The sequence below is a fragment of the Bifidobacterium rousetti genome, from assembly GCF_008698235.1.
Lineage (GTDB): Bacteria > Actinomycetota > Actinomycetes > Actinomycetales > Bifidobacteriaceae > Bifidobacterium > Bifidobacterium rousetti.
Window position 1 is genome coordinate 71,536 of record NZ_PEBH01000007.1, and the last position, 26,465, is coordinate 98,000.

Sequence of the window (26,465 nt, forward strand, 5' to 3'; positions counted from 1 at the left end):
ATTGTGTGTTAGGAACGTTTCCATCGAAACATCGATATATCGATAAAGGAGAAACCGATTATGGCTGAAACCTTCAACGTCGTGGTTGAGATCCCGCGCGGCTCGAAGAACAAGTACGAGGTCGACCAGGAGACCGGTCGCGTCTTCCTCGACCGCGAGCTGTTCACCGCCATGGGCTACCCGGACGACTACGGCTACATCGAGGGCACTCTCGGCGAGGACGGCGATCCGCTCGACGCCCTTGTGATGGTCAAGAACTCCGTGTTCCCCGGCTGCGTCATCGAGTGCCGCGCCGTGGCCCTGTACCACATGGAGGACGAGGAGGGCGGCGACGACAAGGTGCTGTGCGTGCCGGCCGACGTCCGCTACGACGACATCCAGGACGTCAAGGACGTCAACGAGTTCCACCTCAAGGAGATCAAGCACTTCTTCGAGCAGTACAAGGCCCTCGAGCCCGGCAAGGAAGTCAAGCCCGGTGACTACTGGACCGGCGCGGACGTCGCCGAAAAGGAGATCAAGGAGGCCCGCGAGCGCCTCGCGAACGCGGCCAAGTGATCGACTGATCACAATTCCAAGCTGATCCCAAGCCGAGGAGGGTGTCCGGAAGACTCCGGGCGCCCTCCTCTTGTCATACTTGTCATATTCGGCTGTCTCAGCGCAACAATCTCCGGAAATCAGCCTTGAATTCCTGAATTTGTTGCGCTGAGTCGGCGTCAGTGCAACAAATTCCCGAGATCAACCATCGTTTCGAGAGATTGTTGTGCTGCCCCGGTCTCAGCGCAACAATCTCCGGAGATGGCCCTTTGTTTCGGGAAATTGTTGCGCTGAGTCCCATACGTACGCGGGTGACAGGGGTGACAGGGTGACAGGGTGACAGGGTGACAGGGTGACGGTACTTGGGTGACGGTACACTGGTCATCTGTAATTTCACCTAGGCGTAGGCGGCGTGTGGGAACGCTGGTCGAGGCCCATCCCGTGGAATTCGCCGTGATCCGGCCACAGTCGATACGTGGTCGACCGGCATCGGGATGAACCCATTTGACGCACACCATGATTTCGATGATTGTTCAATCGTTGCTTATTTCCGTTTCCGTCGCCATGGACGCGTTCGCCATATCCATCGGCAAGGGCCTGACCGTGAAGAAGGCCCGATTCGTCGACGCGCTGAAGTGCGGACTGTGGTTCGGAGGCTTCCAGGCGCTGTTCCCGCTACTCGGCTTCTTCGCCGCCGCCGCGTTCGCATCCTATGTGACCGCTGTGGATCATTGGATCATCTTCGGCCTGCTGGCGTTCATCGGCGGCAACATGATCCGCGAGGCCTTCGAGGAGGACGAGGAGAACTCCAAGGAGACGCCGGAGTTCGACTGGCGTCACATGCTGCCGCTTGCCGTGGCGTGCAGCATCGACGCGTTCGCCGTGGGTGTGAGCCTCGGACTCATGAAGCTCAATCTGGCGTTCGCGGTCACGTCGATGGGTGTGGTGACCGCCCTGTTCTCGATCGCGGGCATCTACATCGGCCGAATCTTCGGCTCCCGCTGGCAGAAGCCGGCGCAGATCGCCGGCGGCATCGTGCTGATCCTCATCGGCATCAAGGTGCTGCTCGAACACCTCGGCCTGATCACGTTCTGACGCGCACGAGGCGCGTCCGATACTACGGTAACGGACGTTTTTGCGTTAGACCAGCTGGAGGAAGAGGGCGGCGGCGAAGACGACGAGGCCGTAGAACATGACCGGCAGGAGGGCGACGCCGACCCATGGAGAGCGGGTCTTCGGATCGGGGTCAAGCTCATCGAGCCACCATACGGAGGCGACGGCGAGCACCACGGCGAACAGCGCCATCACGACGACGACGCCGATGAACACGCCCGCGCCGACATCGTTCGGCGTCACCGAACCCGCACCGGCAACGGCAGACACGCCGCTACCAGCACCGGCACCGGCAGCACCTCCCGACAGCGCGGCGCGTCCCGCCACGGCGACGTACGGCAGGTAGAACCAGCCGGCCAGCGAGATCGACGCGGCGCCGCCGGTCACGCAGTGGGACAGCGCGCGGATCAGGTGGGAGCGGTTCTCGCGCGCCATCTGCCGGGCGAACGAGACGATCGTCAGCAGTACGAGCAGGCCGGCCACGACGGCGGCCCACTTCGCCATCGGGTAGGTGCGCAGCTTCATCGGATCGCCGGCGTCCGCGTCGGAGATGCCGTAGATCGACATCAACGGCGAGGCGACCGCGATCACGGACAGGAGGCCCACAATCACACCGATCGCGCGGTCGACCAGCGTGGCGCGGAACGGCCAGTTCGCATGGAAGCAGCACAGCACGAACAACATCGCGGCGATGAGCGCGGGAGCCACTCCCGACGGCAACACGGCGACACCCTTCGCGGCCGCGTCAGCTCCGGACACGGACAGGCCGGCCCACACGCCGCCGAAGACCGCGAACAGGAGATACGCGCCGGCCTGCACGCCGAGCATCACCCCGCGCCTGGCCGACCATGCCGTCTTGCTGTCATCGCTCATGCTTCACTCCCCACATTCCCGACGTGCGTTCCTGACGTGCCGCCCGGACGTTCCCGCATGGCGGACGCGACGGACGCGGATGCGCACATGGGCGGGAAGGCGGGCGGACCTAGTTGGACTCCCGACAATCCTACCCACAGCATGGGATGGGCCGGGGACGATGGCGGATGGTCCACCGGACGGATCACCCGTCCGCCGTCCGTTTCGCCTCCCCGCGCGGAAAACGCACAGCGAAAACGTGCGAATGACCATGAGTTGTCATGAATATGAACATTTTGTGTCCGAGATATGCGCGTACAATGAGCACAGCAATCGCAACGGTTTCATGAGAGAAAAGGGGGTTCGATATGACTGACCTGACGTTGATGACGTTCGCCAGCAACCCCGCTTCCGTGCTGCCTTCGCTCGCACTGTTGTCCCATCGCGTGCGCGTACTGCCGATGGACGCCGCCAGTCTGGTGAAGATGCCCGAGAACACGATCCTGTTCCTCGACGCGCGTGACGACCTCGCCACGGCCAAGACCCTGTGCAACCTCATCCACGCGTCCGGCCTGTCCACGCCGATCGTGCTGATCCTGACCGAGGGCGGCTTCACCGTCGTCAACTCGCAGTGGGGCATCGCCGACGTCGTGGTCTCCACCGCGTCGCCAGCCGAGGTGGAGGGGCGTCTGCGGCTGGTGTCCGAACGCGGCAACGCCCCAGCCGCCGCGGCCTCCGCGGGTGCCGGCGACAAGGGCGTGACCACCGAGGACGGCCAGATCCGCTCCGGCGACCTCATCGTGGACACGAACGGCTACACAGCCTCGTTGCACGGCCGTCCGATCGACTTGGCGTACAAGGAGTTCGAGCTGCTCAAGTACCTGGTCCAGCATCCGGGCCGCGTGTTCACTAGGGCTCAGCTGCTGCAGGAGGTGTGGGGCTACGACTACTACGGCGGCACCCGCACCGTGGACGTGCACATCCGTCGTCTGCGCGCCAAGCTCGGCGGCGAATACGAGCACCTCATCGGCACCGTGCGCAACGTCGGCTACCGCTTCGACCCGCCGGACGACGAGTCGGAGGAGTCCGCGGCCAAGAACGCGGCGAAGCGCGCACCGCTCGACGACTGAGACGTCCACCAATCGAACCTTGATATTCCACATAGTGAGACATTGGGTCATCACTGTCCACATTTCGGACGTCATATCAGACGAAATCTCACATTTCCCAATCACCTCATCACAGCCGGCGACACCGGCACCGACCAACCAACGAAAGCGCACGCGATGGCACGCGAATCGAAACAGGCACGGATCGCACGCATGCACGCGGAGTACGCGATCCTGTGCGAGCGATACCCCGCGCCGAAGTGCGCGCTCGACTTCACGAACCCGCTCCAGCTGCTCATCGCGACGGTGCTGAGCGCACAGACCACCGACAAGCGCGTCAACACGGTCACACCGGAGCTGTTCGCGCGATACCCCGAGGCAGCCGACCTCGCCGCCGCGAATCCGGAGGACGTGGAGTCGATCATCCGCCCCTTGGGCTTCTACCGTTCCAAATCGAAGCATCTGCTGGGACTGGCCGCCACGCTCGACGAGCGATTCGGCGGCGAGGTGCCCCGCACGATGGACGAGCTCGTCACGTTGCCCGGCGTCGGACGCAAGACCGCGAACGTCGTGCTTGGCAACGCGTTCGGCGTGCCCGGATTCCCGGTCGACACGCACGTCATGCGCGTGACCGGGCGCCTGCGCTGGCGTTCCGACTGGCGGATCGCGAAATCCGACCCCGTCACGGTCGAACGCGAGATCTGCGCCTGCTTCCCGCCCGAGGACTGGACCGACCTGAGTCACCGGCTCATCTTCCACGGACGAGACGTGTGCCACGCGCGCAAACCCGACTGCGTCGACTGCCCGCTGGCCGACACCTGCCCGTCGTTCGCCGTGGCGTGACGGGCGATCGCGCCGGCCACCTAGACTGGGCTCCATGATCGGGAGCAGCAGAGGACGGAATCGTGACGCCGAGGTCGGGACGTATCGTCCGGACGGCATGAACGACGCACGCGACGCGGATTCCGGGGCGTCCGGCGCGTCCGAGGCCACCCCCGCCCCCGGACGCCGTCACCGCCGCGCACGCCGCTCCCCCTCGCCGCTGTCGCAGTGGCTCACCTTCCTCTGCGTGGCGGCCGCCCTGTTCCTGCTGATCTGGGGCGGATGGTCGGTGCTGGGCCGTCGCGTCCCGCTGCCGTACACGTCGGGCACAGTGCGATCCGACTCCGCCGTGACCGTGGGACTCACACCGTCGAATCCGACGGCCGTCCCCGTGTCAGCCACGACAGCGACGACGGACGCATCCTCCGCACCGACCACGCTCGACATCCGCACCGCCGACTCCACCGAACTCGACCGCGCGCTGATCGGCAACGTCTATCAGACGCTGCTCGGGCGCGATGAGAACAACAAGCTCACGGCCGGCGTCGCGTCGTCATGGAAGACGTCCGCGGACGGGTTGACGCTCACGCTCACGCTGCGCGACGGCCTCACCTTCTCCAACGGCGACAAGCTCGACTCGTCCGACGTCGTATGGTCGCTGCAGCAGGCCATCGAAGGCAAGTGGCCCGGCGCCGAACACGCGTTCGCGGCGCTGAAGTCGGTGGCCAATCCCGATGCACGCACCGTCGCCATCACCCTGGAGCGTCCAGACGCGACGCTGCCGTACACGCTTTCCGGCCGACTCGGCATCGTCTACGACGCCGACGCGACGGTCGACTACGCGACGACGGCGCTCGGATCGGGACCGTTCATCGTCGCGAACTTCGCGGCGGCGAGCAGTGCCGGAACGGGAAGGAACGGCGGGGAGTCCGGCGCGTCCGGGAAGACGGCCTCGCAGATCGGACAGATCACCCTGAAGGCGCGCACGGACCGCGGACGGAACGGCAACGCCACCAACGACGGCAACGGCAACGCCACCGACACCGCCAAGACCGGCACGGTGACGCTCAATTACTACGCCGACGACGCGGCGCTCGCCGAGGCCGCGAAGCGAGGCGACGTGGATCTGGCGGTGCCGGCCGAGGCGGCGACCGCGAAGTCGATCGCCGACGCGTCGAACGGCGCGCTCGCCGCGCACGAGGGCGCGAGCACGCGCAAGGTCGCGCTGCTGTACAACAACGACACCGAGTCGATCCTGTCCATTCCGCGCGTGCGGCAGGCGCTGCGCATGATCGTCGACAAACAGGCGGTCGCGAACGGGCGCGCGGACGTCGCGCACGTACTCGGCGGGCCGATCGGGCCACTGGAGGCGGGCTACGAGGATCTGACCTCGATCCTGCCGCACGATGTGACGGGCGCGAAGTCGATGCTCACGTACTTCGGCTCGCGCTACATGGGCACGTTCACGCTGCTCGCGCCGACGCGATACGAGTCGCTCGCGCGCGGAGTCGCGGACCAGATGACCGCCGCCGGACTCAAGGTCGACGTGCAGGTTCCGGGCGACGCGCAGCTGGCGGAACGGGTCGCCTCGCGGCAGTTCACGCTGATGGTCGGCGAACTGGACGGCGAGGCGGGGACTGCGGCGTTCGCCGATCCGACGTCGGTCACGCACTACACGAACGCGACGGCGCAACAGCAGTATCAGGCGGCGGCCGGCGCGACCTCCGACGACGCCCACGCCGCCGGGCTCAAGGCCTACGCGCGCACGGTGAGCGAGGACGCGGCGAGCGACTGGCTGTACGCGAAAAAGACCGCGGTCGCGGCGTCGACGAAGCTCTCCGGATACCCGGTCGCGATGAGCGACGACCGACTGCCGCTGGCGACGCTGGCGCGCAGGTAGGGCCGGCTCCCCCTGACCACCCCTGACGAGGAAGCCGGAGCCCCGCATCCCAATGTTGTCACCGATTCTGCATAGACTCGCGTGTATGACTGAAGCCAAATCCATCACCGCCAACCTGACCCCGCTGCCGGACCGCGTGGGCGTCGACGGTCTCGAAGACAAGTGGCGTGCCGTCTGGGACGAGCAGGGCACGTACAAGTTCAACAACACGCGCGACCGCAAGGCCGTGTACTCCATCGACACCCCGCCGCCCACCGTCTCCGGCCACCTGCACGTCGGCCACGTGTTCTCCTACACGCACACCGACGTCATCGCGCGATTCAAGCGCATGCAGGGCTTCGACGTCTTCTACCCGATGGGCTGGGACGACAACGGCCTGCCGACCGAGCGCCGCGTGCAGAACTACTACGGCGTGCGCGTCGACACCTCCCTGAAGTACGATCCCGACTTCAAGCCGCCGTTCGAAGGCACCGACGGCAAGAAGATCGACGCGAAGGACCAGGTGCCCTGCTCGCGTCAGAACTTCATCGAACTGTGCGAGAAGCTCACCGGCGAGGACGAGAAGCTGTTCGAGGCGCTGTGGCGCAAGCTGGGCCTGTCGATCGACTGGTCGCAGACCTATCACACCATCGGCGAGCACCCGCGTCGCGTGGCCCAGAAGGCGTTCCTGCGCAATCTCGCGCGCGGCGAGGCCTACCAGAAGGACGCGCCGGGCCTGTGGGACGTGACCTTCCAGACCGCCGTGGCCCAGGCCGAGCTGGAATCGCGCGAATACCCGGGCTTCTACCACAAGGTCGCCTTCCGCTTCGAGGACGGCACCCCGATCTACATCGAGACCACCCGCCCGGAGCTGCTGGCCGCCTGCGGCGCGCTGATCGCGCACCCGGACGACGATCGCTACAAGCAGTATTTCGGCCAGTACGTCTACTCCCCGCTGTTCAAGGTGAAGGTGCCGATCCTCGCGCACCCGGCCGCCGAGATGGACAAGGGCGCCGGTATCGCGATGTGCTGCACCTTCGGCGACGTGACCGACGTCGAATGGTGGCGCGACCTCAACCTGCCGACCCGTCCGATCATCCAGCGCAACGGCCGCATCATCGCTAGCGTGCCGGACTGGATCACCGACGAGGGCGGCAAGAAGATCTTCGAGGAGACCGAGGGCAAGACCACGTTCTCCGCACGCAAGATCATCGTCGACCACCTGCGCGAATCCGGCGACCTGGACGGCGAGCCGACCCCGACCAAGCGTATGACGAACTTCTACGAGAAGGGTGACAAGCCGCTCGAGATCGTCACCTCCCGCCAGTGGTACCTGAAGAACGGCGGCACGGACACAGCGCTCAACGCCCAGCTCATCGAGCGCGGCCGCGAGCTCGAGTTCCACCCCGACTTCATGCGCGTGCGCTACGAGAACTGGGTCCACGGCCTCAACGGCGACTGGCTGATCTCCCGCCAGCGCTTCTTCGGCGTCCCGTTCCCGCTGTGGTACCCGGTCAAGGAGGATGGTTCCGCGGATTACGACCACCCGATCACCCCGTCCGAGGATCGCCTGCCGATCGACCCGACGACCGACGTGCCGGAGGGCTTCGACGAGTCGCAGCGCGACGTGCCCGGCGGATTCACGGCCGAGAAGGACATCATGGACACGTGGGCGACCTCCTCGCTCACCCCGCAGATCGTGACCCGCTGGGAGGAACCCGGCGAGGAGAACCAGGCCCTGTTCAAGGCCACGTTCCCGATGGACCTGCGCCCGCAGGGACAGGACATCATCCGCACCTGGCTGTTCAGCTCCGTGGATCGCGCGCATCTCGAGAACAAGTGCCTGCCGTGGAAGCACACCACGCTCTCCGGCTGGATCCTTGACCCGGATCACAAGAAGATGTCGAAGTCCAAGGGCAACGTCGTCGTACCGAACAAGCCGATCGAGCAGTTCGGCGCCGACGCAGTGCGCTACTGGGCCGCCGCCGCCCGCCTCGGCCTCGACGCCACGTACGACGAGGGCCAGATGAAGATCGGCCGTCGACTCGCAATCAAGCTGCTCAACGCGACGAAGTTCGCGCTGGCGATCGGCCGCGAGGACGAGAACCATCACGTCTCCTCGTCTGCGGACGTGGTGTGGAACCCGGCCGACGTGACCGAGCCGCTCGACCGCGCCGCGATGGCGAAGATGGCGCTGGTCGTGCGCGAGGCGACCGCCGCGCTCAACGCCTACGAGCACTCCAAGGCGCTTGAGGCGATCGAGAACTACTTCTGGCAGTTCTGCGACGACTACATCGAGCTGGTCAAGAACCGTGCCTACGGCACCGCCGACGCGACCGGCCATGTGCCGAGCGAGGCCGCGGTTCGTTCCGCGCGCACCGCGCTGGGCCTCGGCCTCGACGCGTTCACCCGCCTGCTCGCCCCGTACCTGCCGTACGCCACCGAGGAGGTGTGGAGCTGGATGCACACCGGTTCGGTGCACCGCGCCGCTTGGCCGACCCCGGACGTGTACGAGGCCGCCGCATTCAAGGTCGCCCCGGAGTTGCTCACCCACGCCGGTGAGGCGCTGGCCGCGCTGCGTGGTATCAAGTCCAAGGCCAAGGTCTCGATGAAGACCCCGATCCTGTCCGTCACGCTGGGCGTGGCCGACGATGTGCGCGAGTCGCTCTCCGGCGCGCTCAACGACATCGCCGAGGCCGGTCGCGTGGTCGGCAAGATCAACTTCGCCGCCCTTGCCGCAGCCACCAAGGCCGTGAAGACCACGGCCGAAGCCGCGGTGGACGCCGCCGCAGCCGCCAAGGCCGAGACCGAGGCCGCCGCCGAGGTCATCGTCGAGGAAAGCGAGCTCGGCGAGCCGCCGGCCAAGAAGCCGCGCAACTAACGTTCGGTTTTGGCTCCCCTTGTCAGGACGGTGCCGTGAAGCAAACAGCGGAGCTGTTTGCAGGCCGTGCGCCGACAGGCGAGCAAGTACAACGCACGCGTAGCGCGTCCGTAATTGCAGCGAGTTGGCCCGCGAAGCGGCTCTAAGGGGTAGTGTCGGACAGTCGGCTCGTGAATGGCCTCCGAATCCGTTAATACGTACGGATTTGGAGGCCATTTCGCGTCTTGCGGCGATGTCACCGCGCGGCGGGTTTCCTCACCGCGCGGTGACGCCTCCCCACACGCGGTGTCACCTCCCATCACGCGGTGTCACCTCCCATCGCGCGGTGAAATCCCCATGAAGCGGTCTCTCCCCCATGACGCGGTGTCGCAAAATGGCGGAATTCCGCCAAACTCCAAAATCCCCTCACCGCGCCATGGGAACTTCACTACTCCATGGGAAGTACACCGCGCGATGGGTACCACTAGATTCCCGGTTCGACGATGAGGAAACGGGTGGTGGCGTCCGACGGGATGGCATTCTCACCGGAGGCGGAGTCGGTGCCGGCGGTGGACCCCGACGAAGCGGTACCGGCGCCGGAGGACGGCAGAAGCTTGCCGGCACCCTGATTGATGGCGGCGGCGATGAGCGCGCCGGCGTCGGCGAGCGCGGTGGTGTCGTTGATGAGACCGTCGGTGTCGATGGTCAGCGCCGGGCCGGGATTCATGCCTGCCATGCCGAAGTAAGGCGACGGACGGTTCGCCGGAATCGCGGAGGCGCCGGATGATGCTGCGGCCGAGTTTGTCGAGGAAGCGGCCGAATCGTCGTGCACGGCATCAGTCTGCTTGCCGGTGCCGTCCGGACCACCGGTACTGCTCGAACCGTCGGTACCGCTCGAACCACCGTCGGCACTCGAACCACCAGCCGTACTCGAACCACCGTCGGCACTTGAGCCACTGGCATCGCCCGAGCCACCGGCGTCCCCGGATTCGCCGCCTGTCGAACAGCTCCCCTTGCCCGCGCCGGGGATGCCGCCGGCGAATTTCATCACATCGCTCGCATCGGTTTTGGCGGCGGTCTCGTCGATCACGGTAGTCGTCACGTCACCGGAGGACGCCTTGGCGGCCTTACGCTCGGCGGCGGCCAGCTCGCGCAGCCGCCTGGTCTCGGCGCGGGCCGCAAGTGACTCGTCCGATCCCATAGGATCGGACAAACCGCCCCGGAACTCCCGCCTAGTACCGTCCGATCCCGCAGTATCGGACGCCACACCGGACGCCGCACCGGACACACCCGCGCCCACGCCGTTGAGTTCGTCGGCGAAACGCAGCACGATCTGGCGGTAGGCGGCGGCCGCACCGGTGCGCTCACGGGCGGAGGCGAGCACGGACAGAGCGGTGTTCACCTTGGCGGTATCGCCCGCATGCGCGCCACCGGACGCGAAGTCCTTGTCGGTGTCGGCGATCGCCCGATCGAGGTAGGCGGCAGCGCCGGACGACGTGCCGCCGGTGTAATCGCTCAAATGCTTGGTGTACGCGTCGGTGTAGGCCATCGAATACGGGATCATCGCCTGCGAGAGCTGCGACTGGCCGGCGGCATACTCCTTCGCGCCCTCGGTCTCCTCCTCGCCGGCGCGACGTTTGAGCGTGTCGGCGAGGCCGTCGACCCTCTGCGCGCGGGCCATGCGGATCACCTGGTCGATCGCATCGGCCGCGCCCGTGTGCTGGTGCGCGGAGGCGAGCGCGTCGGTGGCGTTGGCCTCGCCGAGCACGGCCTTGGCGAGTGGGGTGTCGCCGCTCAGCTCGCCGGCAGTGCCCATCAGGGCCGTCAGCTGCGTGGATGAACCGATCGAACCGGACAGGTGATTCGTGTACGAGCCTACGTAGGCGGCCATGTAGGCGTGGAACGCCTTGTCGTAATCGGCCTGTTTGCTGGCGATTTCGCTCGACGCGAGGGAGCGTTCGAGGTCACGCAGCTTAGTGAGCTGGTCGATGAGTCGCTGGTATCTGCCGGAACCGGTGTCGCCTGCGACGGTGGACTTGGACTTCCCCGAGGCATCGGACTGTCCCGGCTGGCTGAACGTCGCCGAGCCGTCGCCCATCGCCTGCGCCTCGGCGGCGAGCGCGGACGTGACGGATGCGTCGGACGCGGAGACGACGGCGATCTGTCCCATCGTGAACTTCTTCGCGTTCATGTAGCAGTCGACCTGCTCCCCCGCGCGCACGACGGCGGCGACGAGCGTGTTCGAGCCTTGCGTGCCGACGATCGAGGTGTCAGTGCTGACGGTCAGGTCGTCGGCCACGCGCGTCGGCACGGTGAAGACGATGAGGAATCGCCGGGAGTCATCGGACGCATCGCCGGAGACCGCGTCGGTCAGCCCGTCGAGCAGCTTCTCATGGACCTGCACATGCACGCCGACGACGCCGGTCGCGCCGGAGATCGTCGCGCGGTCGACGTTCGGCCCGTCGAGGGAATAGGTGACGTCCACGTCGATCGGAATGTCGCGTTTGCCGGCTTCGACCTGCGTGACGGCGATCGGCTGGCCGGAGCCCGATGCCGGACCATCCGACTGGTCGGAACCGCCGGACGCATCGGATGCGACAAGAAAGAGATCACCGGGCTCACCGTCGTCATCGGTCACGGTGAAGACGCTGGCGCCGTCGATCGAGGGGATCACGGCACGTTGGGCGGCGGCATCGATGCCGATCGCCCCACCCAACGCCAGCGATGATACGACGGCGAGCGCACAGGCCGTGGCGCACGTGCCACGCAGTCGGACGCGAACCGTCGCAACAGGCGTCGATCGTCTCATAATCCCCCACCATCCACCGCACGGTTACAGCCATCACGACCGTACCGGGCCAATCAGCAATTCAGCACGTCAATATACTCGTCCCGCCGCAGTTCACCCATGGACGGAACTGGAACATCTGTCCAAAGCCGCCAACGGAGCCGATAACGACGCGACCGATCAGGCGAAGACGTCGAGGACACCCGGATCGCCGCCCGCGTCGGCGATGCGCTGGTGACGCTTCTTCGCCTCGGTGACGACGAACTCGCGGTACATCTCGGCGATGTCCGGGTCGAGTCCGGCGCCGACGGCGATGCGGTGCAGTCGCTCGATCTGGTAGTCCTCGCGCTTGTAGTCCGCGGGGGCGAAACCGGCGCGGGCCTTGAGCACGCCCACCTGAGACGTGTACTTGAATCGTTCGGCGAGCAGGGAGACGATGGCCGTGTCCACGTTGTCGATGGACTGGCGCAACGCCTTGATCTTCGCCACAGTCAGGGCGGTTTCGGGGTCGTTGGCGGCCTGCTCGGAGTCGATGACCGTCGCATGCTCGCCGGGATTGCGGCTGACGCTGGCGCTCAGCCAGTCGCCGCTCTCGTTGCCGTTGCCGCCGGCGGTGCCGCTGACCGCTCCGGCGTTCGTCGTGGTGTCGCTCGTTTCACTCATAATCCCAACCTTACCCCAACGGCACGGACGCGGCCCGTTCACACCGCTGAACGCGAATATCGACAGAAATCGCGTCGAGTGGCACTTGGGGCCCGTAGCCGTAACTCCGATGCCGCCCTCACCGCGGACCGATGGTGAGGGCGTCGTCGTGGGTGCGGCCGGTGTGGATCGCGTCGTTGATCGCGGCGATTTCGGCCGGATCGCAGTCGATCGCGCGGCCGTCGAGCTCGTTGACGGGGATGGCCCAGCCGCCGTGCGTCATGTACAGACGATCGGCCTCGCGCAGTTCGGCGATCGGCAGCTTGCGGTATTCAATCTTGCGCCCCTCCTGCATCGCCCACGCGAACAGCTCGCGCTGCGACGTGCCGTTCAGGATGCCGATCGACGGGTCCGGCGTGACGAACGTATCGCCGTAACGGGCGACGATCGACGAATTCGGACATTCGAGCGTGAACCCGTCCTCGGTGAACAGCACCGCATCGCCCACACCACGACGCGCGCACTCGCGATGCACGGCGCAGTTGAACGCGTAGCTCAGGGTCTTCGCGCCGTTGAGCAGCCACGGCGCGCGGGCGGTGATGTCGGACGGGTAGCCACGCGTCATCGAGGCCACCGTGATCGGGGTGACATCGTGCAGCGCGCCCTTCGCGTCAAGGAAGATGAACACCGTGGGCGTGCCGTCGGAGGCTCGACCCACGCCGGTCTCCGGATCAAGCCCGCGCGAGACGATGATGCGCAGCAGCGGACCGGGTTCGGGATCGTCATATGCGGCGATGACCAGATCCACGGCCCGAGTGAACGCGGCGATGTTCGGTGCGGGCATGTCCATCAGCGCGGCGGAGTGCGCGAGACGGCGCAGATGGTTCTCCAACGAGATCGGGCGGCCCTTCCACACCGTGGTCGCCTCGAAGATGCCATCGCCGCGCAGCACGCTCAGGTCGAACGCGTTGATGTTGAACCCCTCCGGGTCGGCCAGTGTGATGAGGCCACTATCGGGCACGGCCGCGATGTCGACGACATCGCCGTCGCCGAACAGTACCTTGCCATTGCCCATGCCCAGCACGATGGAAGCCATGCGATCGTCCTCCCCTGATGCCGTCCGGCCACGAAGCCCGACGGCCGTTTTCTTGTTCATTTCGGGCATTGAACATACCCCCGTCATGTTTCACGAATGAATCGGATGGCGATGATCGTCCGATCGCCGATAGCGGTGTCCGGCCTCTTATAGGAAACGCCCGCCCGTAGATGACGGGCGGGCGCGTGAGGCGATGGGCGCGACTCTACCAGCGGCTCAGGCTCAGACTCAGTTGCCGTTGACGGGGCTGCCGTTGGCCTGCTGGACGAGCGCGGTGAGGAAGTCGCGGTTGGTGGCGGTCTTCTTCAGGCGCGGGACCAGCGTCTGGTAGGCCTGCTCGGGCTCCATGCCGCCGAGCAGTCGACGCAGACGGTAGATGATCGGCAGCTCCTGCGGGTTGGTGATGAGCTCCTCGCGTCGGGTGCCGGAGGCGTTCACGTCGATGGCCGGGAACAGGCGCTTGTCGGCGAGCTCGCGCGACAGGCGCAGCTCCATGTTGCCGGTGCCCTTGAACTCCTCGAAGATCACTTCGTCCATCTTCGATCCGGTCTCCACCAGAGCGGACGAGATGATGGTCAGCGAGCCGCCGTTCTCGATGTTGCGGGCCGCGCCGAAGAACTTCTTCGGCGGGTACAGGGCCTGTGCGTCGACACCGCCGGACAGGATGCGGCCGGAGGCGGGCGCCGCGATGTTGTAGGCGCGGGCGAGTCGGGTCATCGAGTCGAGCAGCACGACCACGTCCTGACCGAGCTCGACCAGTCGCTTCGCGCGCTCGATCGCGAGCTCGGCGACGGTGGTGTGGTCGGAGGCGGGGCGGTCGAAGGTCGAGGAGATGACCTCGCCCTGGACCGTGCGCTCCATGTCCGTGACCTCCTCGGGGCGCTCGTCCACGAGCACGACCATCAGGTGGACTTCCGGGTTGTTCGTGGTGATCGAGTTCGCGATGTTCTGCAGCGTGATCGTCTTGCCGGCCTTCGGCGGGGAGACGATCAGGCCACGCTGACCCTTGCCGATCGGGGAGACGATGTCCATGATGCGGCCGGTGAGCTTGTTCGGCGTGGTCTCCTGCTTGAGGCGCTCCTGAGGGTACAGCGGGGTGAGCTTGCTGAACTGCGGGCGGTTGGCCGCCTCCTCGACGCTCATCCCGTTGATCGAATCGATCGACTGCAGCGGCACGAACTTCTGACGCTGGTTGCGGCGGTCGCCCTCGCGCGGCGCGCGGATGGCGCCGTGCACCGCATCGCCCTTGCGCAGACCGTACTTCTTGACCTGGCCCATCGACACGTACACGTCGTTCGGGCCGGGCAGGTAGCCGGAGGTGCGCACGAAGGCGTAGGAGTCGAGCACGTCGACGATGCCAGCCACCGGCACGAGGTCGTTCTGCTCCTCATTGCCGGCGTTGCCGCGACGATCGGCACGCTCATTGCGATCCGCGCGGTCGTTGCGGTCGGCGCCGCGCTCGGCGCGGGTGCCGCGTTCCGGCCGGTCGTTGCGATCCGCGCGATCGCCGCGCTCATCGGACCAGTCGCGGCGGTCGTCGCGCTCCTCGAAGTCGCGACCGCGGTCACGGCCGCGCATGCGACGGCCGCGGCGGTCGGCGTGATCGTCACGCTCGGCGTTGCGTCCGTTGTGTCCATTGCGATCGCCGCCGCGTGCGCGACGGGGCTCCTCCTCGTCCTCCACGCGCGGCGTGACGTTGTTCTGCGTGGGCAGCGTGGCGAGGATGTCGTCGAGATCGCGCACGACCTCGTCGTTCTGCTCGCTCTCCTCGGTGGGGCGGCGGCGACGGCGCACGTTCGCGACGATGATCTCGTCGCCGTTCTCGTCGATGATGTGACGACGGCCGCGTTCCTTGCGTTCGGTGCGATCCTCACGGTCGGCGGAGGAATCGCCCTCGCCCAGATCCAGCGAATCAAGCAGGCTGGCCGCATCGATCTGACCGCGATCGCCGGATCGGGCGGCGTCGGACCTGCGCGCACGCGTGCGTGCGGCGCGTTCACGGCCGCGATCGGCGTCATCCTCGCGACGCTCATGCACCGCGTCGGATTCGATGGAATCGGACGACGCGGCGGCCGGCGTGATCGGCGTGAAGGATTCGAGGACGGAGTCGACGCGCTCCTGCGCGGGCTCCTGCGCCGGGGCGACCGCGGCTTCGGCAGCGGCCTGCGGGATCTCGGAGGAGACGGGCTGCGCCGGAACGGCCGGGGCCGGCTCGGAGGACGGGGCCGCGGCTTCGGCGACCGCTGCCGCGAGATCGTTCTGCTTGGCGGCCTTCGCCTTCGTGGACTTCGCCGTCTTCGGCGCGCGCACGGTGACGCCCGCGGGCGCCTCACCGCCGGAACGGGCGGCCTGCAACGTGGCAAGCAGCTCCGGCTTGCGCATGGTGGACGTGCCGCGCAGTCCCATCTGCTTGGCGAGCTCCTTGAGCTCCGGCAGCTTCATATCCTCAAGATTCTGGCTATTGGCCACGATTCATACCTTTCCACAGCACCATACCGACGCATACGCGACACACCGGCACCAGCCTGAAGAGTGATTACGGCTTCCCGCCGTCTGTGAACGTCCGCCGCAATCCAATGCTCGCGAACTGCACTTACCATACAACGTCTCCCAGACCAACGCAAACCGGCTTTTCCACTTGCGCGTGTACGAAGGCACGCATGTACGCGCCTCCCGGAAACATGCACAGCCCTATGTTTCCACCGTTCCATTGCCCACCAAACCGCCAGTCCGGGCGACGGATCCTATCGGATCGGGCGTCCGAAGGCCCGATTCGGGACTTGTAGCGTCCGATCCTATAGGATCGGGCGAAAACATGTCCCCGGACACACCCCGTGACGTCCGATCCTATCGGATCGGACGGCTGGTGAACCGACGGGCGGGCCAGACCGCGTCCAGCTCGCCTCATCACAACGCAAAAAGGCTCCCTCGAGGACCGAGGGAGCCTTGGTATCGCGACTATTTCACTTCGTCACAAGTGGATGGACGCGTGCGGAGACGGCCGTCCGAAGGCGAAGGCGTACGAAGGTACGTCGAGTCTGAGGAAAGGCCGTATACGCTCCGTCCATTCACTTCTGCTCGTGGTAGGACTTGTCGGTGTTGACAGACCACACGTTCTTCTTGGACGTCTTGCCGGACTTGATGTTGCCGACGGCCTCGATGGCGGTGGCCATCGAGTGGTCCATGTTGTTGTAGCGGTGCTGGCCGTTGCGGCCGACGCAGTACAGGTTGCCGAAGCCGTCGAGGTACTCGATGAGCTCGTCCATGTGCTCGTAGGTGTCGAAGTAGGCGGGGTACGCCTTCTTGACGCGCTCGCGGTGCGAATCGAGCACGTCTGCGGGGCCGCTGATGACGCGCATGCGGGTGAGCTCGGAAATCGCGAACTTGGTGGCCTCCTCGTCGGACATGTTCCAGAACGAGTCGCCCTCCTCGCAGAAGTACTCGAGGCCGATCCACACGGTGTTGTCGACGTCCTTGACCAGATACGGGCTCCAGTTGTTGAAGATCTGGAGGCGGCCGACCTTGTATCCCGGGTCCTGCACGTAGATCCAGCAGTCCGGCACGATCGGCGGGTTGCCGAGGGTGGGGATGTCGGTCGTGTTCTTGAGTCGCAGGTGCTTGACCAGCAGACCGACGGTCACGAAGTCGCGGTACGGCAGGCCTTCGGCGACCTGGACCATGTCCGCGGGGGCGTGCTCGCCCTGCACGGCCTGCTCACCGGCATCGATCGCGTCGACGAGGTCCTTGACCGGCATCGAGGAGATGAACTGGTCGGCCTTGAGCTCGTTGCGATTGCCCTCGGAGTCGACGGTCACGACGGAGGCGATGCGGCCGCCATCCTGACGCACCTCGACGACCTTCGCGTCGGTGACGACCTTGACGCCCGCGGCCTCGCAGTTCTGCTCGACGGTCTCCCACAGCTGGCCGGGGCCGTACTTCGGATACCAGAACTCCTCGATCAGCGAGGTCTCGACCTCGGCGTTGGAGCGCTTCTTCGGCAGGAGCTTCTGGAACGCGTTCTTGAGCACGCCCAGAATCGACAGGCCCTTGACGCGCTGCGCGCCCCAGTCGGCGGAGATCTGCGAGGGGTGACGACCCCACAGCTTCTCGGTGTAGCCCTCGAAGAACATCGAGTACAGCTTGCGGCCGAAACGGTTGATGTAGAAGTTCTCGAGGTTGGTCTCGGGCAGCTTGTGGAACATCGACTTCAGGTAGGAGAAGCCGGCGACCATCGTGAGCCTGAAGCCCATCGCCTTGAGCGTGTTGGGGCTTAGGGAGATCGGGTAGTCGAAGAAGTGGCGGTTCCAGTAGATGCGGGAGACACGGTGGCGCTTGAGCATCACCTTGTCCTCGACCTCCGGATCGGGACCGCCCGGCTCCATGTCGTGCTCGCGGCCGAGCTTCCTGTCGTCGTAGGAGGGCGCGCCCTGCAGCGGCAGGACCTCCTTCCACCAGTCCATGATGCGGTCGTCCTTCGAGAAGAAGCGGTGCCCGCCGATGTCCATGCGGTTGCCGTTGTGGCGAACGGTACGCGAGATACCGCCGAACGCGCGGGTCTCCTCGAGAACCGTCACATCGTACTTGTCGGCGCCGCCGTCCTTGATGAGCTCCCATGCGGCGGTCAGTCCGGCGGGACCTCCGCCGATGATGACCACGGATTGTTTGTCGGTCACGTTCATCTCCTTATAACAAAATCACGCATATCCTACCGGAGCGCACGGAACCGCACGCCGACCGCGTGCGTTTTCTCACATAACGTCCGTCAGCCCGCTCAGTGGATGTCGTCGGGGATGTCGATGTCGGTCTTCTGGACCTCCTCGACATTGACGTCCTTGAACGTGACGATGCGCACGTTCTTGACGAAACGGCTCGGACGATACACGTCCCACACCCATGCGTCGGTGAGCTGGACGTCGAAGTACACGTCCTGACCGGCGGAACGCACGTTGAAATCCACCTTGTTCGCCAGATAGAAGCGGCGCTCGGTCTCCACCACGTAGGTGAACAGCTTGATGACGTCGCGGTATTCCTTGTACAGCGACAGCTCGGCGTCGGTTTCGTAATTATCGAGATCCTCGGCGCTCATACCCTTCCTTAATCCATCCTTGACTTGACGCATGACGCGCGCCGGCCCGCCCGATGCGGGCGCGACATGCACGCCATGCGGTACATCATGCACTATCACGTATTCGTTCGCTACCTGTCGCTTTCGCGCTTGCGACCACGTCCAAGGGTACGCCACCAGGCGTCCTTCGACGTTTTGCGCTCGCTCTGGCCGTACGGCCAGTTGCTTTCCTCGTCCGACGTGTCGCGCGATGCATGCGACTCGCCCGTCTCCGGCTCGACGATCCTCGGCGGCAGTCCCAGCCGTTCGCGCGCCTCCTGGGGCGTCAGATGATGCAGTTCGTCACGCGCGGCAGTGCGTGCGGACGCCGATGCGGCGACACGCGCGTCCGACGTCCTATCGGCGCCGACGCCCTCACCGTCGCGCGTGCGCTGGCGGATGGCGATCGAATGCTCGCGCGCGCTCAACGCCTCCTGCACGCCGGGATTGTCCTCGATCAGGTGCATGCCGAACGCCTCGAGGGACCGGATCGGATCGTACTCGTCGACCAGCGTGTCCATGACGATGAGGTCCTGGTACTTGCGGGTGACCGGGTCCCACAGCGCGTCTCGCGACGTACCGGACGGCACGAAGCCGAGCGACTGGTAGACCGAGACGGAACGCGTGTTTTGCTCCGGCACACTCACCCAGATGCGGTGCATGCCGAGGCCCGCCGGCTCGGGTGCGAAACCGTACGTCATGACGCGCGGCATCGCGTCACGCGAGTAGCCGCGGCCGCGGTAGTCGCGACCGAGGATGATCTGGATGCGGGCGGAACGGGACCAGCCGTCGATGTCGATCAGGAAGATCATGCCGATCACGTTGCCGGTGGACGATGCGTCGGTCTTGTGATCCATGTCGTGGTCCGCGTCGGTCAGCACCGCCCACGCGATGGTGCGGCGCGCCTCCGGATCCCCCACACCGGACTCGCTCGTGGCCTGACCCTGCGTCCACGCGACGGAACGGGCCACCCACGCGTGCACGACGGCGCGTTCCGCGTTCTCGTCCTTGCCTGTGATCTTGGTGGCGTGATAATAGGCGTCAAGCTGATCCAGCTTGGGCAGGTCCTCCATGGTGGCGGGGCGCAGATGCACCATCTCGCCGCGAATGGGCGGGATCACGATGCGTGCGGGCAGTTCGCGACGTTCGATATCCGACGCCGCAGCCATGTTCGCTTCCGTGTACTCAGTCATTTCCCTGTTGTCCCTCGCAAAACCAAACGTCGCCGGACCTCCTTGACCCGGCCACCGATTGCCGACCAATCATTGCCGAAGTTATCTTACTCGGCTGTGTGAACGCTGGGAGAACACTGAGGTTACATGTAACCGAATTTCCACACGGAACGCAGGAATCCCGCCATCCCCCTTGAAATGGGGGAACGACGGGATTCCGATTATCGATTGGATGGAAGCCGCTCAGTCCTGCAATTATGGACTTGCCTACGGCAAGGACTCAACCTGCCTTCACGGACGCTGCCGCATCCGTTCAGGCTGAAACCAGTCGGAAGCCCACCGGGCTTCCTTGGTGGTTTCAGCCCTTGATCTTGCCCATGACGATCTTGGTGACGGCCTTGGCGTCGGCCTGACCGCGCGTGGACTTCATCACGGCGCCGATGATCACGCCCATCGGCTTCATGTTGCCGCTCTTGAGCTTCTCGACGACGTCCGGGTTGGCCTCGAACGCGGCGTCGACCGCGGCCTCGATCGCACCGGAGTCCTCGACGATCTTGTAGCCGTGCTTCTTGACGACCTCGTCCGGGGTGCCCTCACCGGCGAGCACGCCGGCGACGGTCTGCTTGGCGAGCTTGTCATTGAGCTTGCCGTCGGCGATGAGCTTCTCGACCTCGGCCACGTCGGCCGGGGTGACGGGCAGCTCCTCGAGCGAGACGCCCTTGGCGTTGGCCTCGCGGGACAGCTCGCCGAGCCACCACTTGCGGGCGCCGGCCGCCGAGGCGCCGGCCTTGACGGTGTCCTCGATCAGGTCGAGGGCATCGGCGTTGAGGATGTCGCGCAGCTGCAGGTCGGTGAGGTTCCACTCGGCCTTGAGGCGGTTGCGGCGCTCACGCGGCATCTCCGGCATCTGGGCCTTCATCTCGTCGATGTGCTCCTTGGTGATGTGGAGCATGACGAGATCCGGGTCCGGGAAGTAGCGGTAGTCGTCCGCATCGGACTTGAGACGGCCGCCGGCGGTGGTCTGCGTGGCCTCGTCCCAGTGACGGGTCTCCTGCAGGATCTCCTTGCCCTCGTCGAGGCGCGCGGCCTGGCGGCGGATCTCGTACTGGATCGTCTTCTCGATGCCACGGAACGAGTTCACGTTCTTGGTCTCGGAACGCGTGCCGTACGGGGCGTCGGCCGACGGGCGCAGCGAGACGTTGACGTCGGCGCGCATGTTGCCCTGCTCCATGCGGGCGTGGGAGATGCCCAGCGCGCGCACGATGTCGCGGATCGCGCGCATGTAGGCGCCCGCGATCTCCGGGGCGCGGTCGCCCGCACCCTCGATCGGCTTGGTGACGATCTCGATCAGCGGCACGCCGGCGCGGTTGTAGTCGACCAACGAGTGGTCGGCGCCCTCGATGCGGCCGTCGGCGCCGCCGACGTGGGTGTTCTTGCCGGCGTCGTCCTCGATGTGGGCGCGCTCGATCGGCACGCGGAAGACGGTGCCGTCCTCCAGCTCGACGTCGAGGTAGCCGTTGCCGTTGGTCGGCTTGTCGTACTGGGAGATCTGGTAGTCACGAGGCATGTCCGGGTAGAAGTAGTTCTTGCGCGCGAACTGGCTCCACTCGTTGATCTCGCAGTGCAGGGCGAGGCCCAGCTTGATCGCGTAGTCGACCGCCGTCTTGTTGACCACCGGCAGGGAGCCCGGCAGGCCGAGGCTCACCGGGGTCAGCTGCGTGTTCGGTTCGCCGCCGAAGTGGACTTCGGCCGGGCAGAACAGCTTGGTCTTCGTGGACAGCTCGACGTGCGTCTCGAGGCCGAACACCACATCGTACTTCTTGGTGGCATCGGCGTACTTCATCAGTTTTTCAGCCATGATGTATTTCTTTCGATCCTTCCGATGCTTGGCTCACTTGGCGAGGCCGTCGAGCCACGGGGCCTTCAGGTCCTTCCAGACCGGTCCGTTCCAGTCCTCCTCGAGGGCGGCCTCGAGCGCGGCGGCGGGCTTGTACATGACCTCGTCGCGCTGCTGCGGGGCGATGAACTGGAAGCCGACCGGCAGGCCGTCGTCGGACAGGCCGGCGGGGATCGACATGGCCGGCACGCCGGCGAGGTTCGCCGGGATCGTCGCGATGTCGTTCATGTACATGGCCAGCGGGTCGTCCATCTTCTCGCCGAACTTGAACGCGGTGGACGGGCTGGTCGGGGAGACCAGGACGTCGGCCTGCTCGAAGGCCTTCTTGAAGTCGTCGATGATGAGCGTGCGGACCTTCTGCGCGGAGCCGTACCAGGCGTCGTAGTAGCCGGCGGACAGGGCGTAGGTGCCGAGGATGATGCGGCGCTTGACCTCGTCGCCGAAGCCGGCCTCACGGGTGTAGGCCATCATGTTGGCGGCGGTCTGCGGCACGTCGGCCGGCGGCATCACGCGCAGGCCGTAGCGCATGCCGTCGTAGCGGGCCAGGTTGGAGCTGACCTCGGACGGCATGATGATGTAGTAGGCGCCCAGCGCGTACTCGAAGTGCGGGCAGGAGACCTCGACGACCTCGGCACCCATGTCCTCGAGCTTCCTGACGGCCTCGTTGAAGCGGGCCTCGACGCCGGGCTGGAAGCCCTCGCCGCCGAGCTCCTTGACCAGACCGACCTTCAGGCCTTTCAAGTCGCGCTTGGCGCCTTCGCGCGCGGCGGCGGCCATCGGACGCGGGCCCTCCGGGATGGAGGTGGAGTCGCGACGATCATTGCCGCCGATGATCTCCTGCAGCAGGGCGGAGTCGAGCACGGTGCGGGAGACCGGGCCGATCTGGTCGAGCGAGGAGGCCATGGCGATCGCGCCGAAGCGGGAGACGCCGCCGTAGGTCGGCTTGACGCCGACGGTGCCGGTCAGGGCGCCCGGCTGGCGGATCGAGCCGCCGGTGTCGGTGCCGAGGGCCAGCGGGGCCTCGAACGCGGCGACCGCGGAGGCCGAACCACCACCGGAGCCGCCGGGGACGCGCTCGGTATCCCACGGGTTGTGGGTGGTCTGGTAGGCGGAGTGCTCGGTGGAGGAGCCCTGCGCGAACTCGTCGAGGTTGGTCTTGCCGAGGATCGGCATGCCGGCCGCCTTGAGCTTCTCGATGACGGTGGCGTCGTACGGGGGGACCCAGCCTTCGAGGATCTTGGAGGCGGCGGTGGTCTCGATGCCCTTGGTGACGATCATGTCCTTGATCGCGATCGGGACGCCGGCCAGCTCGGGCAGATTCGCCTTCTCTTCCGGCATCTTGGCGTCGAAGGCGTCGGCCTGCTCGCGGGCGACGTCGGCGGAGACCTTGAGGAACGCCTTGATGCTCGGCTCGGCGGCCTCGATCACCTCGAGGTGCGCGTCGACCAGCTCGCGGCTGGAGACCTCGCCCTTCCTGACGGCCGCGGCCATCTCGGCGGCGGACAGCTTGACCAGTTCGTTGGTTGCTTGCGTCATCTTCGCTCTCACTCCTCGCTTCCCAGGATTCGCGGCGCGACGAACATGCCGGCCTCGGTCTTCGGGCCACCGGCGAGCGCCTCGGCCTGCGTGAGCGGGGTGACCGGCTCGTCGGGACGCAGGTAGGCCTCGAGCGGCACCGGGTTGGCGGTCGGCGGCACGTCGTCGGAGGCGACCTCCTGGACCTTGTTGATGGAGTCGGCGATGACGTTCAGCTCGCCCTGCAGGCGGGTGATCTCCTCATCGGTGAGCGCGATTCGGGCCAGATCGCCCAAATGCACGATTTCTTCGCGTGTGAATGTAGGCATGCGCCTAACTATACGAGCGGTTTGTGACACGCGCGGGACATGTCCGTCCCCTTCCGCCACCATCGTGTCTCCATCGCAGCGTCCGACTGCACCTGCGCTCAGTCCTTCCGTCCCTGTCCATCTGTCCCCGACCCTTCCCTGCGAGAGCCATCATGGCCGACATAACGGAAATCTCTCGCTGGACAGCCCCTTGGCGAGAGGTCCCGGATCAATAATGACGGCTATCTCTCGCTGGCAGCCCTTCAGCGAGAGTCCCACGACCACTACCGACGAAAACCTCTCGCTGCCCCTCCTCCCAGCGAGAGTCCGCCGCTTGACAGTGGCGGGAACCTCTCGCTGACCAGTCCCCCAGCGAGAGATAACCGTCACACGGCAACGAAACAGTCCCGCTGACCGCCCTTCAGCGAGACATTCACGTCACTAACCGGCAGAAACGGGACCGGCGAGCAGCAGCCGGCACGCCATAACAGGCCGTGTCGGGGAGTTATCCACAGCTTTCGCCCCGATCACGGACCACGCGGGCCACGGGAGGCTTCGTCCACAGGGCCGATCGAGGTCGCGTTCCGACCGAGACGGCGCCTATGGTCGCCCCATGAGACAACATCATGAAATCACGGCGCTGATTCAGACAGCGCAATCCGAACGACGCTGCGCGTTCGGCACCACCCACGCACAACGTCAGGCACTGTCCCGCCGCGCAAGCGCGGGCGAGCTCCATCCGACGCTTCCCAACCTGTACGCCGATGCCGCATACTGGCAGTCGCTATCCCCGCCCGAACGGACGTTGCACATCGCACGGGCATTGGCGGTGAAACATCCCGGCTGGGCGTTCGGCGGCATCACCGCTGCCACGGCGCACGGACTCGACCACCGTTGGCGGCTGCATGACGGTACCATCACGGTTGCTACCACTCGAAGTTCCGGCACCTGTGCGAATGGTCGTATCAGGCGGCTGCACATCCCCGCGAACCAACGCATCGTCACCGTCAACGGCATCCGTGTCACGGATCAGGCACGCACCGTGGTGGATTGCGGTTTGACGGTGGCGTTCCGGGACGCGCTCGCGATCATCGATTCAGCCATGTCCAAAGGGCTGTCCGCCGCTGACATACTCGCGGCGAGTGCACGGATCCGCCGGAATCCCCTGCCGGTGCTGCAACTGCTGCGATATGCGAATCCCGGCAGTGAGAACGGCGGCGAATCGCTGGCGCGTGGCACGATCATCGAACAGAAATTCATGGTCCCGGAAGTCCAGGTGACGTTCGTCGACCCTTCCGCGGGGCAGACGTATCGCGTCGACTTCATGTGGCGGCTGACCAATGGACGTGTCATCGTCGGCGAATTGGACGGCACTGAGAAGTATGTGAATCCGGCGATGACCGATCGAAGGAGCATCCAAGGCGTGGTGCTTGCGGAGCGGGAACGCGAGGAGGCGTTGCGCCGTGCCGGAGTCACAACGATATTCCGGTTCACCTTCGATGACGCGATCCGTCGGGAACCGCTCATCGGCAAGCTACTCGCCGCCGGAGTGCCGCGGAACCAGATCTAGCCGATCAGGCCGCTTTTCGCATGGACCATCCGCCCGAGACGCATCCTACGGACACCGCCAGCGAGAGGCTCACGGTCAATGATGACAGGAATCTCTCGCCAGAGTGCTCCTCGCGAGAGGATTCCGTCATCATGTGACGGGGACCGCTCTCGGGGCAATACATGTGCGAGAGATTCCCGTCAGTATGCGACTCAGGTCTCTCGCTGGGCGCTCCCTAGCGAGAGGTTTCCGTCACATGGGAGCGCGCACGGCGCGCAGCATGAGGGCATGGAGCCGGATACAGCGATCCGCACTCGACACGCGGGGCGTAGTCACGGACGACGGCGCCCCGCGCCAGTGCCGGCGCCCGGCGTCCCCTCAGCGGATGGCGGCGTGCTGGGCGATCCAGGCGTGCATGGTCACGGCGGCGGCGGCGCCGGCGTTGATGGATCGGACCGAACCAAACTGGGAGATGTAGACCACGTCGTCGGCGAGGTCGAGGGCGGTCTGCGTGAGTCCCGGCCCTTCGGCGCCGAACAGCAGCAGGCAGCGCTTGGGGAAGGCGTAGGTCTCCATCGGCACGGCGCCGGGGATGATGTCCATCGCGATGACGCGCGCGGCCTCGAGCTCCCGGATACGCGCGTCGTCTGCCGCGGCACGGGAGCGCTCGTAGGCGATTTCGCCGGCGATGCGGTTGCGCCAGCATTCGACCAGCTCGGCGATCGACGGGTGATGCTCCACATGCTGGTAGAGCTCGGTCATCAGCGCGCCGTTGCGATTCCACTTGTGCGGTCCGACGATGTGGACGCGCCGCGCCTGGAACGCGTTGGCGGTGCGGACCATCGACCCGATGTTAAAGTCGTGCGTCCAGTTCTCGCAGGCGATCTCGAAATCATGACGCCCGCGCGAGTCGAGGTCGGCCTTGATCGCGGCGACGCTCCAGTAACGGTAGCGGTCGAGTACGTTGCGTCGATCGCCCTCGTCGAGCAGTGCGGAATCGTACCGATACGGATCGAAAGCAGGTGACGCCGGATCGTCGGGACGCGGCTCGCCGGGGTGGGTTTCGGACCACGGCCCCACGCCGACCTCGCGGAAGACGGGTTCGCCGGATCGTTCGGCCTCGATGTCGATGGGATTACGGGGATGCATGCGACTCCTCGACTGACTATATGAGCATGACCGGCCACTGCTGACAGCCGATCACCGACTACCCCTCAGTCCCGCT

The 26,465-nt window shown here is 65.9% G+C and carries 19 protein-coding genes; 7 read left to right on the plus strand and 12 right to left on the minus strand.

From position 1 onward, the window contains the following. Nucleotides 1-60 precede the first annotated feature (60 nt). Together CSQ85_RS08245 and CSQ85_RS08250 are read left to right on the plus strand one after the other, a co-directional pair. A complete protein-coding gene (locus CSQ85_RS08245; protein WP_043165914.1) occupies nucleotides 61-555 on the plus strand; it encodes an inorganic diphosphatase in 495 nt (164 codons plus the stop codon). A 495-nt stretch (nucleotides 556-1,050) separates the two neighbouring features. Next, nucleotides 1,051-1,629: a manganese efflux pump MntP gene (locus tag CSQ85_RS08250; protein ID WP_150383666.1), complete on the plus strand. Its 579-nt coding sequence runs from the start codon at nucleotides 1,051-1,053 to the stop codon at nucleotides 1,627-1,629. Nucleotides 1,630-1,674: 45 nt separating this feature from the next. Here CSQ85_RS08250 and CSQ85_RS08255 read toward each other — a convergent pair whose 3' ends face one another. Continuing rightward, entirely contained in the window at nucleotides 1,675-2,520 is an 846-nt protein-coding gene (locus CSQ85_RS08255) for a hypothetical protein (RefSeq protein WP_150383667.1), read from the minus strand. 365 nt (nucleotides 2,521-2,885) lie between these two features. Between CSQ85_RS08255 and CSQ85_RS08260 the strand changes: the two genes are divergently transcribed. The 4 genes from CSQ85_RS08260 to valS all read left to right on the plus strand — a co-directional run bounded on the left by CSQ85_RS08260 (nucleotide 2,886) and on the right by valS (nucleotide 9,190). Further along, entirely contained in the window at nucleotides 2,886-3,629 is a 744-nt protein-coding gene (locus CSQ85_RS08260) for a winged helix-turn-helix transcriptional regulator (RefSeq protein ID WP_190972973.1), read from the plus strand. A gap of 156 nt (nucleotides 3,630-3,785) precedes the next feature. Continuing rightward, nucleotides 3,786-4,451, plus strand: coding sequence for an endonuclease III (gene nth, locus CSQ85_RS08265; protein ID WP_190972959.1), 666 nt, complete (start codon nucleotides 3,786-3,788; stop codon nucleotides 4,449-4,451). 97 nt (nucleotides 4,452-4,548) lie between these two features. Then, nucleotides 4,549-6,330 (plus strand): ABC transporter substrate-binding protein, encoded by a 1,782-nt coding sequence (locus tag CSQ85_RS08270; RefSeq protein ID WP_190972960.1) that lies wholly within the window; start codon nucleotides 4,549-4,551, stop codon nucleotides 6,328-6,330. 85 nt (nucleotides 6,331-6,415) lie between these two features. Next, nucleotides 6,416-9,190, plus strand: a complete 2,775-nt coding sequence (valS, locus tag CSQ85_RS08275; RefSeq protein WP_150383670.1) for a valine--tRNA ligase — start codon at nucleotides 6,416-6,418, stop codon at nucleotides 9,188-9,190. 463 nt (nucleotides 9,191-9,653) lie between these two features. Here the strand turns inward: valS and CSQ85_RS08280 are convergent, their stop codons facing one another. The 10 genes from CSQ85_RS08280 to gatC form a co-directional block, all read right to left on the minus strand. After that, a complete protein-coding gene (locus CSQ85_RS08280) occupies nucleotides 9,654-11,978 on the minus strand; it encodes a hypothetical protein (protein ID WP_150383671.1) in 2,325 nt (774 codons plus the stop codon). Between the two features lie 159 nt (nucleotides 11,979-12,137). Further along, nucleotides 12,138-12,620, minus strand: coding sequence for a chorismate mutase (locus CSQ85_RS08285; RefSeq protein WP_223846913.1), 483 nt, complete (start codon nucleotides 12,618-12,620; stop codon nucleotides 12,138-12,140). A 118-nt stretch (nucleotides 12,621-12,738) separates the two neighbouring features. Continuing rightward, nucleotides 12,739-13,695: an aminodeoxychorismate lyase gene (locus CSQ85_RS08290; protein ID WP_150383672.1), complete on the minus strand. Its 957-nt coding sequence runs from the start codon at nucleotides 13,693-13,695 to the stop codon at nucleotides 12,739-12,741. Between the two features lie 228 nt (nucleotides 13,696-13,923). Continuing rightward, the gene (rho, locus tag CSQ85_RS08295) at nucleotides 13,924-16,164 is read right to left on the minus strand and encodes a transcription termination factor Rho (protein WP_150383673.1); all 2,241 of its coding nucleotides are present in this window, start codon (nucleotides 16,162-16,164) and stop codon (nucleotides 13,924-13,926) included. A gap of 599 nt (nucleotides 16,165-16,763) precedes the next feature. Further along, complete coding sequence (locus tag CSQ85_RS08300) at nucleotides 16,764-18,368, minus strand: NAD(P)/FAD-dependent oxidoreductase (RefSeq protein WP_150383674.1); 1,605 nt, start codon at nucleotides 18,366-18,368, stop codon at nucleotides 16,764-16,766. 98 nt (nucleotides 18,369-18,466) lie between these two features. Further along, a complete protein-coding gene (locus tag CSQ85_RS08305) occupies nucleotides 18,467-18,781 on the minus strand; it encodes a DUF2469 domain-containing protein (protein ID WP_043167202.1) in 315 nt (104 codons plus the stop codon). A gap of 110 nt (nucleotides 18,782-18,891) precedes the next feature. Continuing rightward, complete coding sequence (locus CSQ85_RS08310; RefSeq protein ID WP_190972961.1) at nucleotides 18,892-19,992, minus strand: GNAT family N-acetyltransferase; 1,101 nt, start codon at nucleotides 19,990-19,992, stop codon at nucleotides 18,892-18,894. Nucleotides 19,993-20,329: 337 nt separating this feature from the next. Further along, nucleotides 20,330-21,829: an Asp-tRNA(Asn)/Glu-tRNA(Gln) amidotransferase subunit GatB gene (gatB, locus tag CSQ85_RS08315; protein WP_150383675.1), complete on the minus strand. Its 1,500-nt coding sequence runs from the start codon at nucleotides 21,827-21,829 to the stop codon at nucleotides 20,330-20,332. A gap of 33 nt (nucleotides 21,830-21,862) precedes the next feature. Beyond that, nucleotides 21,863-23,404: an Asp-tRNA(Asn)/Glu-tRNA(Gln) amidotransferase subunit GatA gene (gene gatA / locus CSQ85_RS08320; protein ID WP_150383676.1), complete on the minus strand. Its 1,542-nt coding sequence runs from the start codon at nucleotides 23,402-23,404 to the stop codon at nucleotides 21,863-21,865. A gap of 8 nt (nucleotides 23,405-23,412) precedes the next feature. Then, nucleotides 23,413-23,712 (minus strand): Asp-tRNA(Asn)/Glu-tRNA(Gln) amidotransferase subunit GatC, encoded by a 300-nt coding sequence (gatC, locus tag CSQ85_RS08325; protein WP_043167208.1) that lies wholly within the window; start codon nucleotides 23,710-23,712, stop codon nucleotides 23,413-23,415. Nucleotides 23,713-24,304: 592 nt separating this feature from the next. Here gatC and CSQ85_RS08330 point away from each other — a divergent pair. Next, a complete protein-coding gene (locus CSQ85_RS08330) occupies nucleotides 24,305-25,261 on the plus strand; it encodes a hypothetical protein (protein ID WP_150383677.1) in 957 nt (318 codons plus the stop codon). 357 nt (nucleotides 25,262-25,618) lie between these two features. On the opposite strand, the gene CSQ85_RS08335 is transcribed toward CSQ85_RS08330, so the two are convergent. Next, nucleotides 25,619-26,389 (minus strand): TrmH family RNA methyltransferase, encoded by a 771-nt coding sequence (locus CSQ85_RS08335; RefSeq protein ID WP_150383678.1) that lies wholly within the window; start codon nucleotides 26,387-26,389, stop codon nucleotides 25,619-25,621. Between the last annotated feature and the right edge of the window lie 76 nt (nucleotides 26,390-26,465).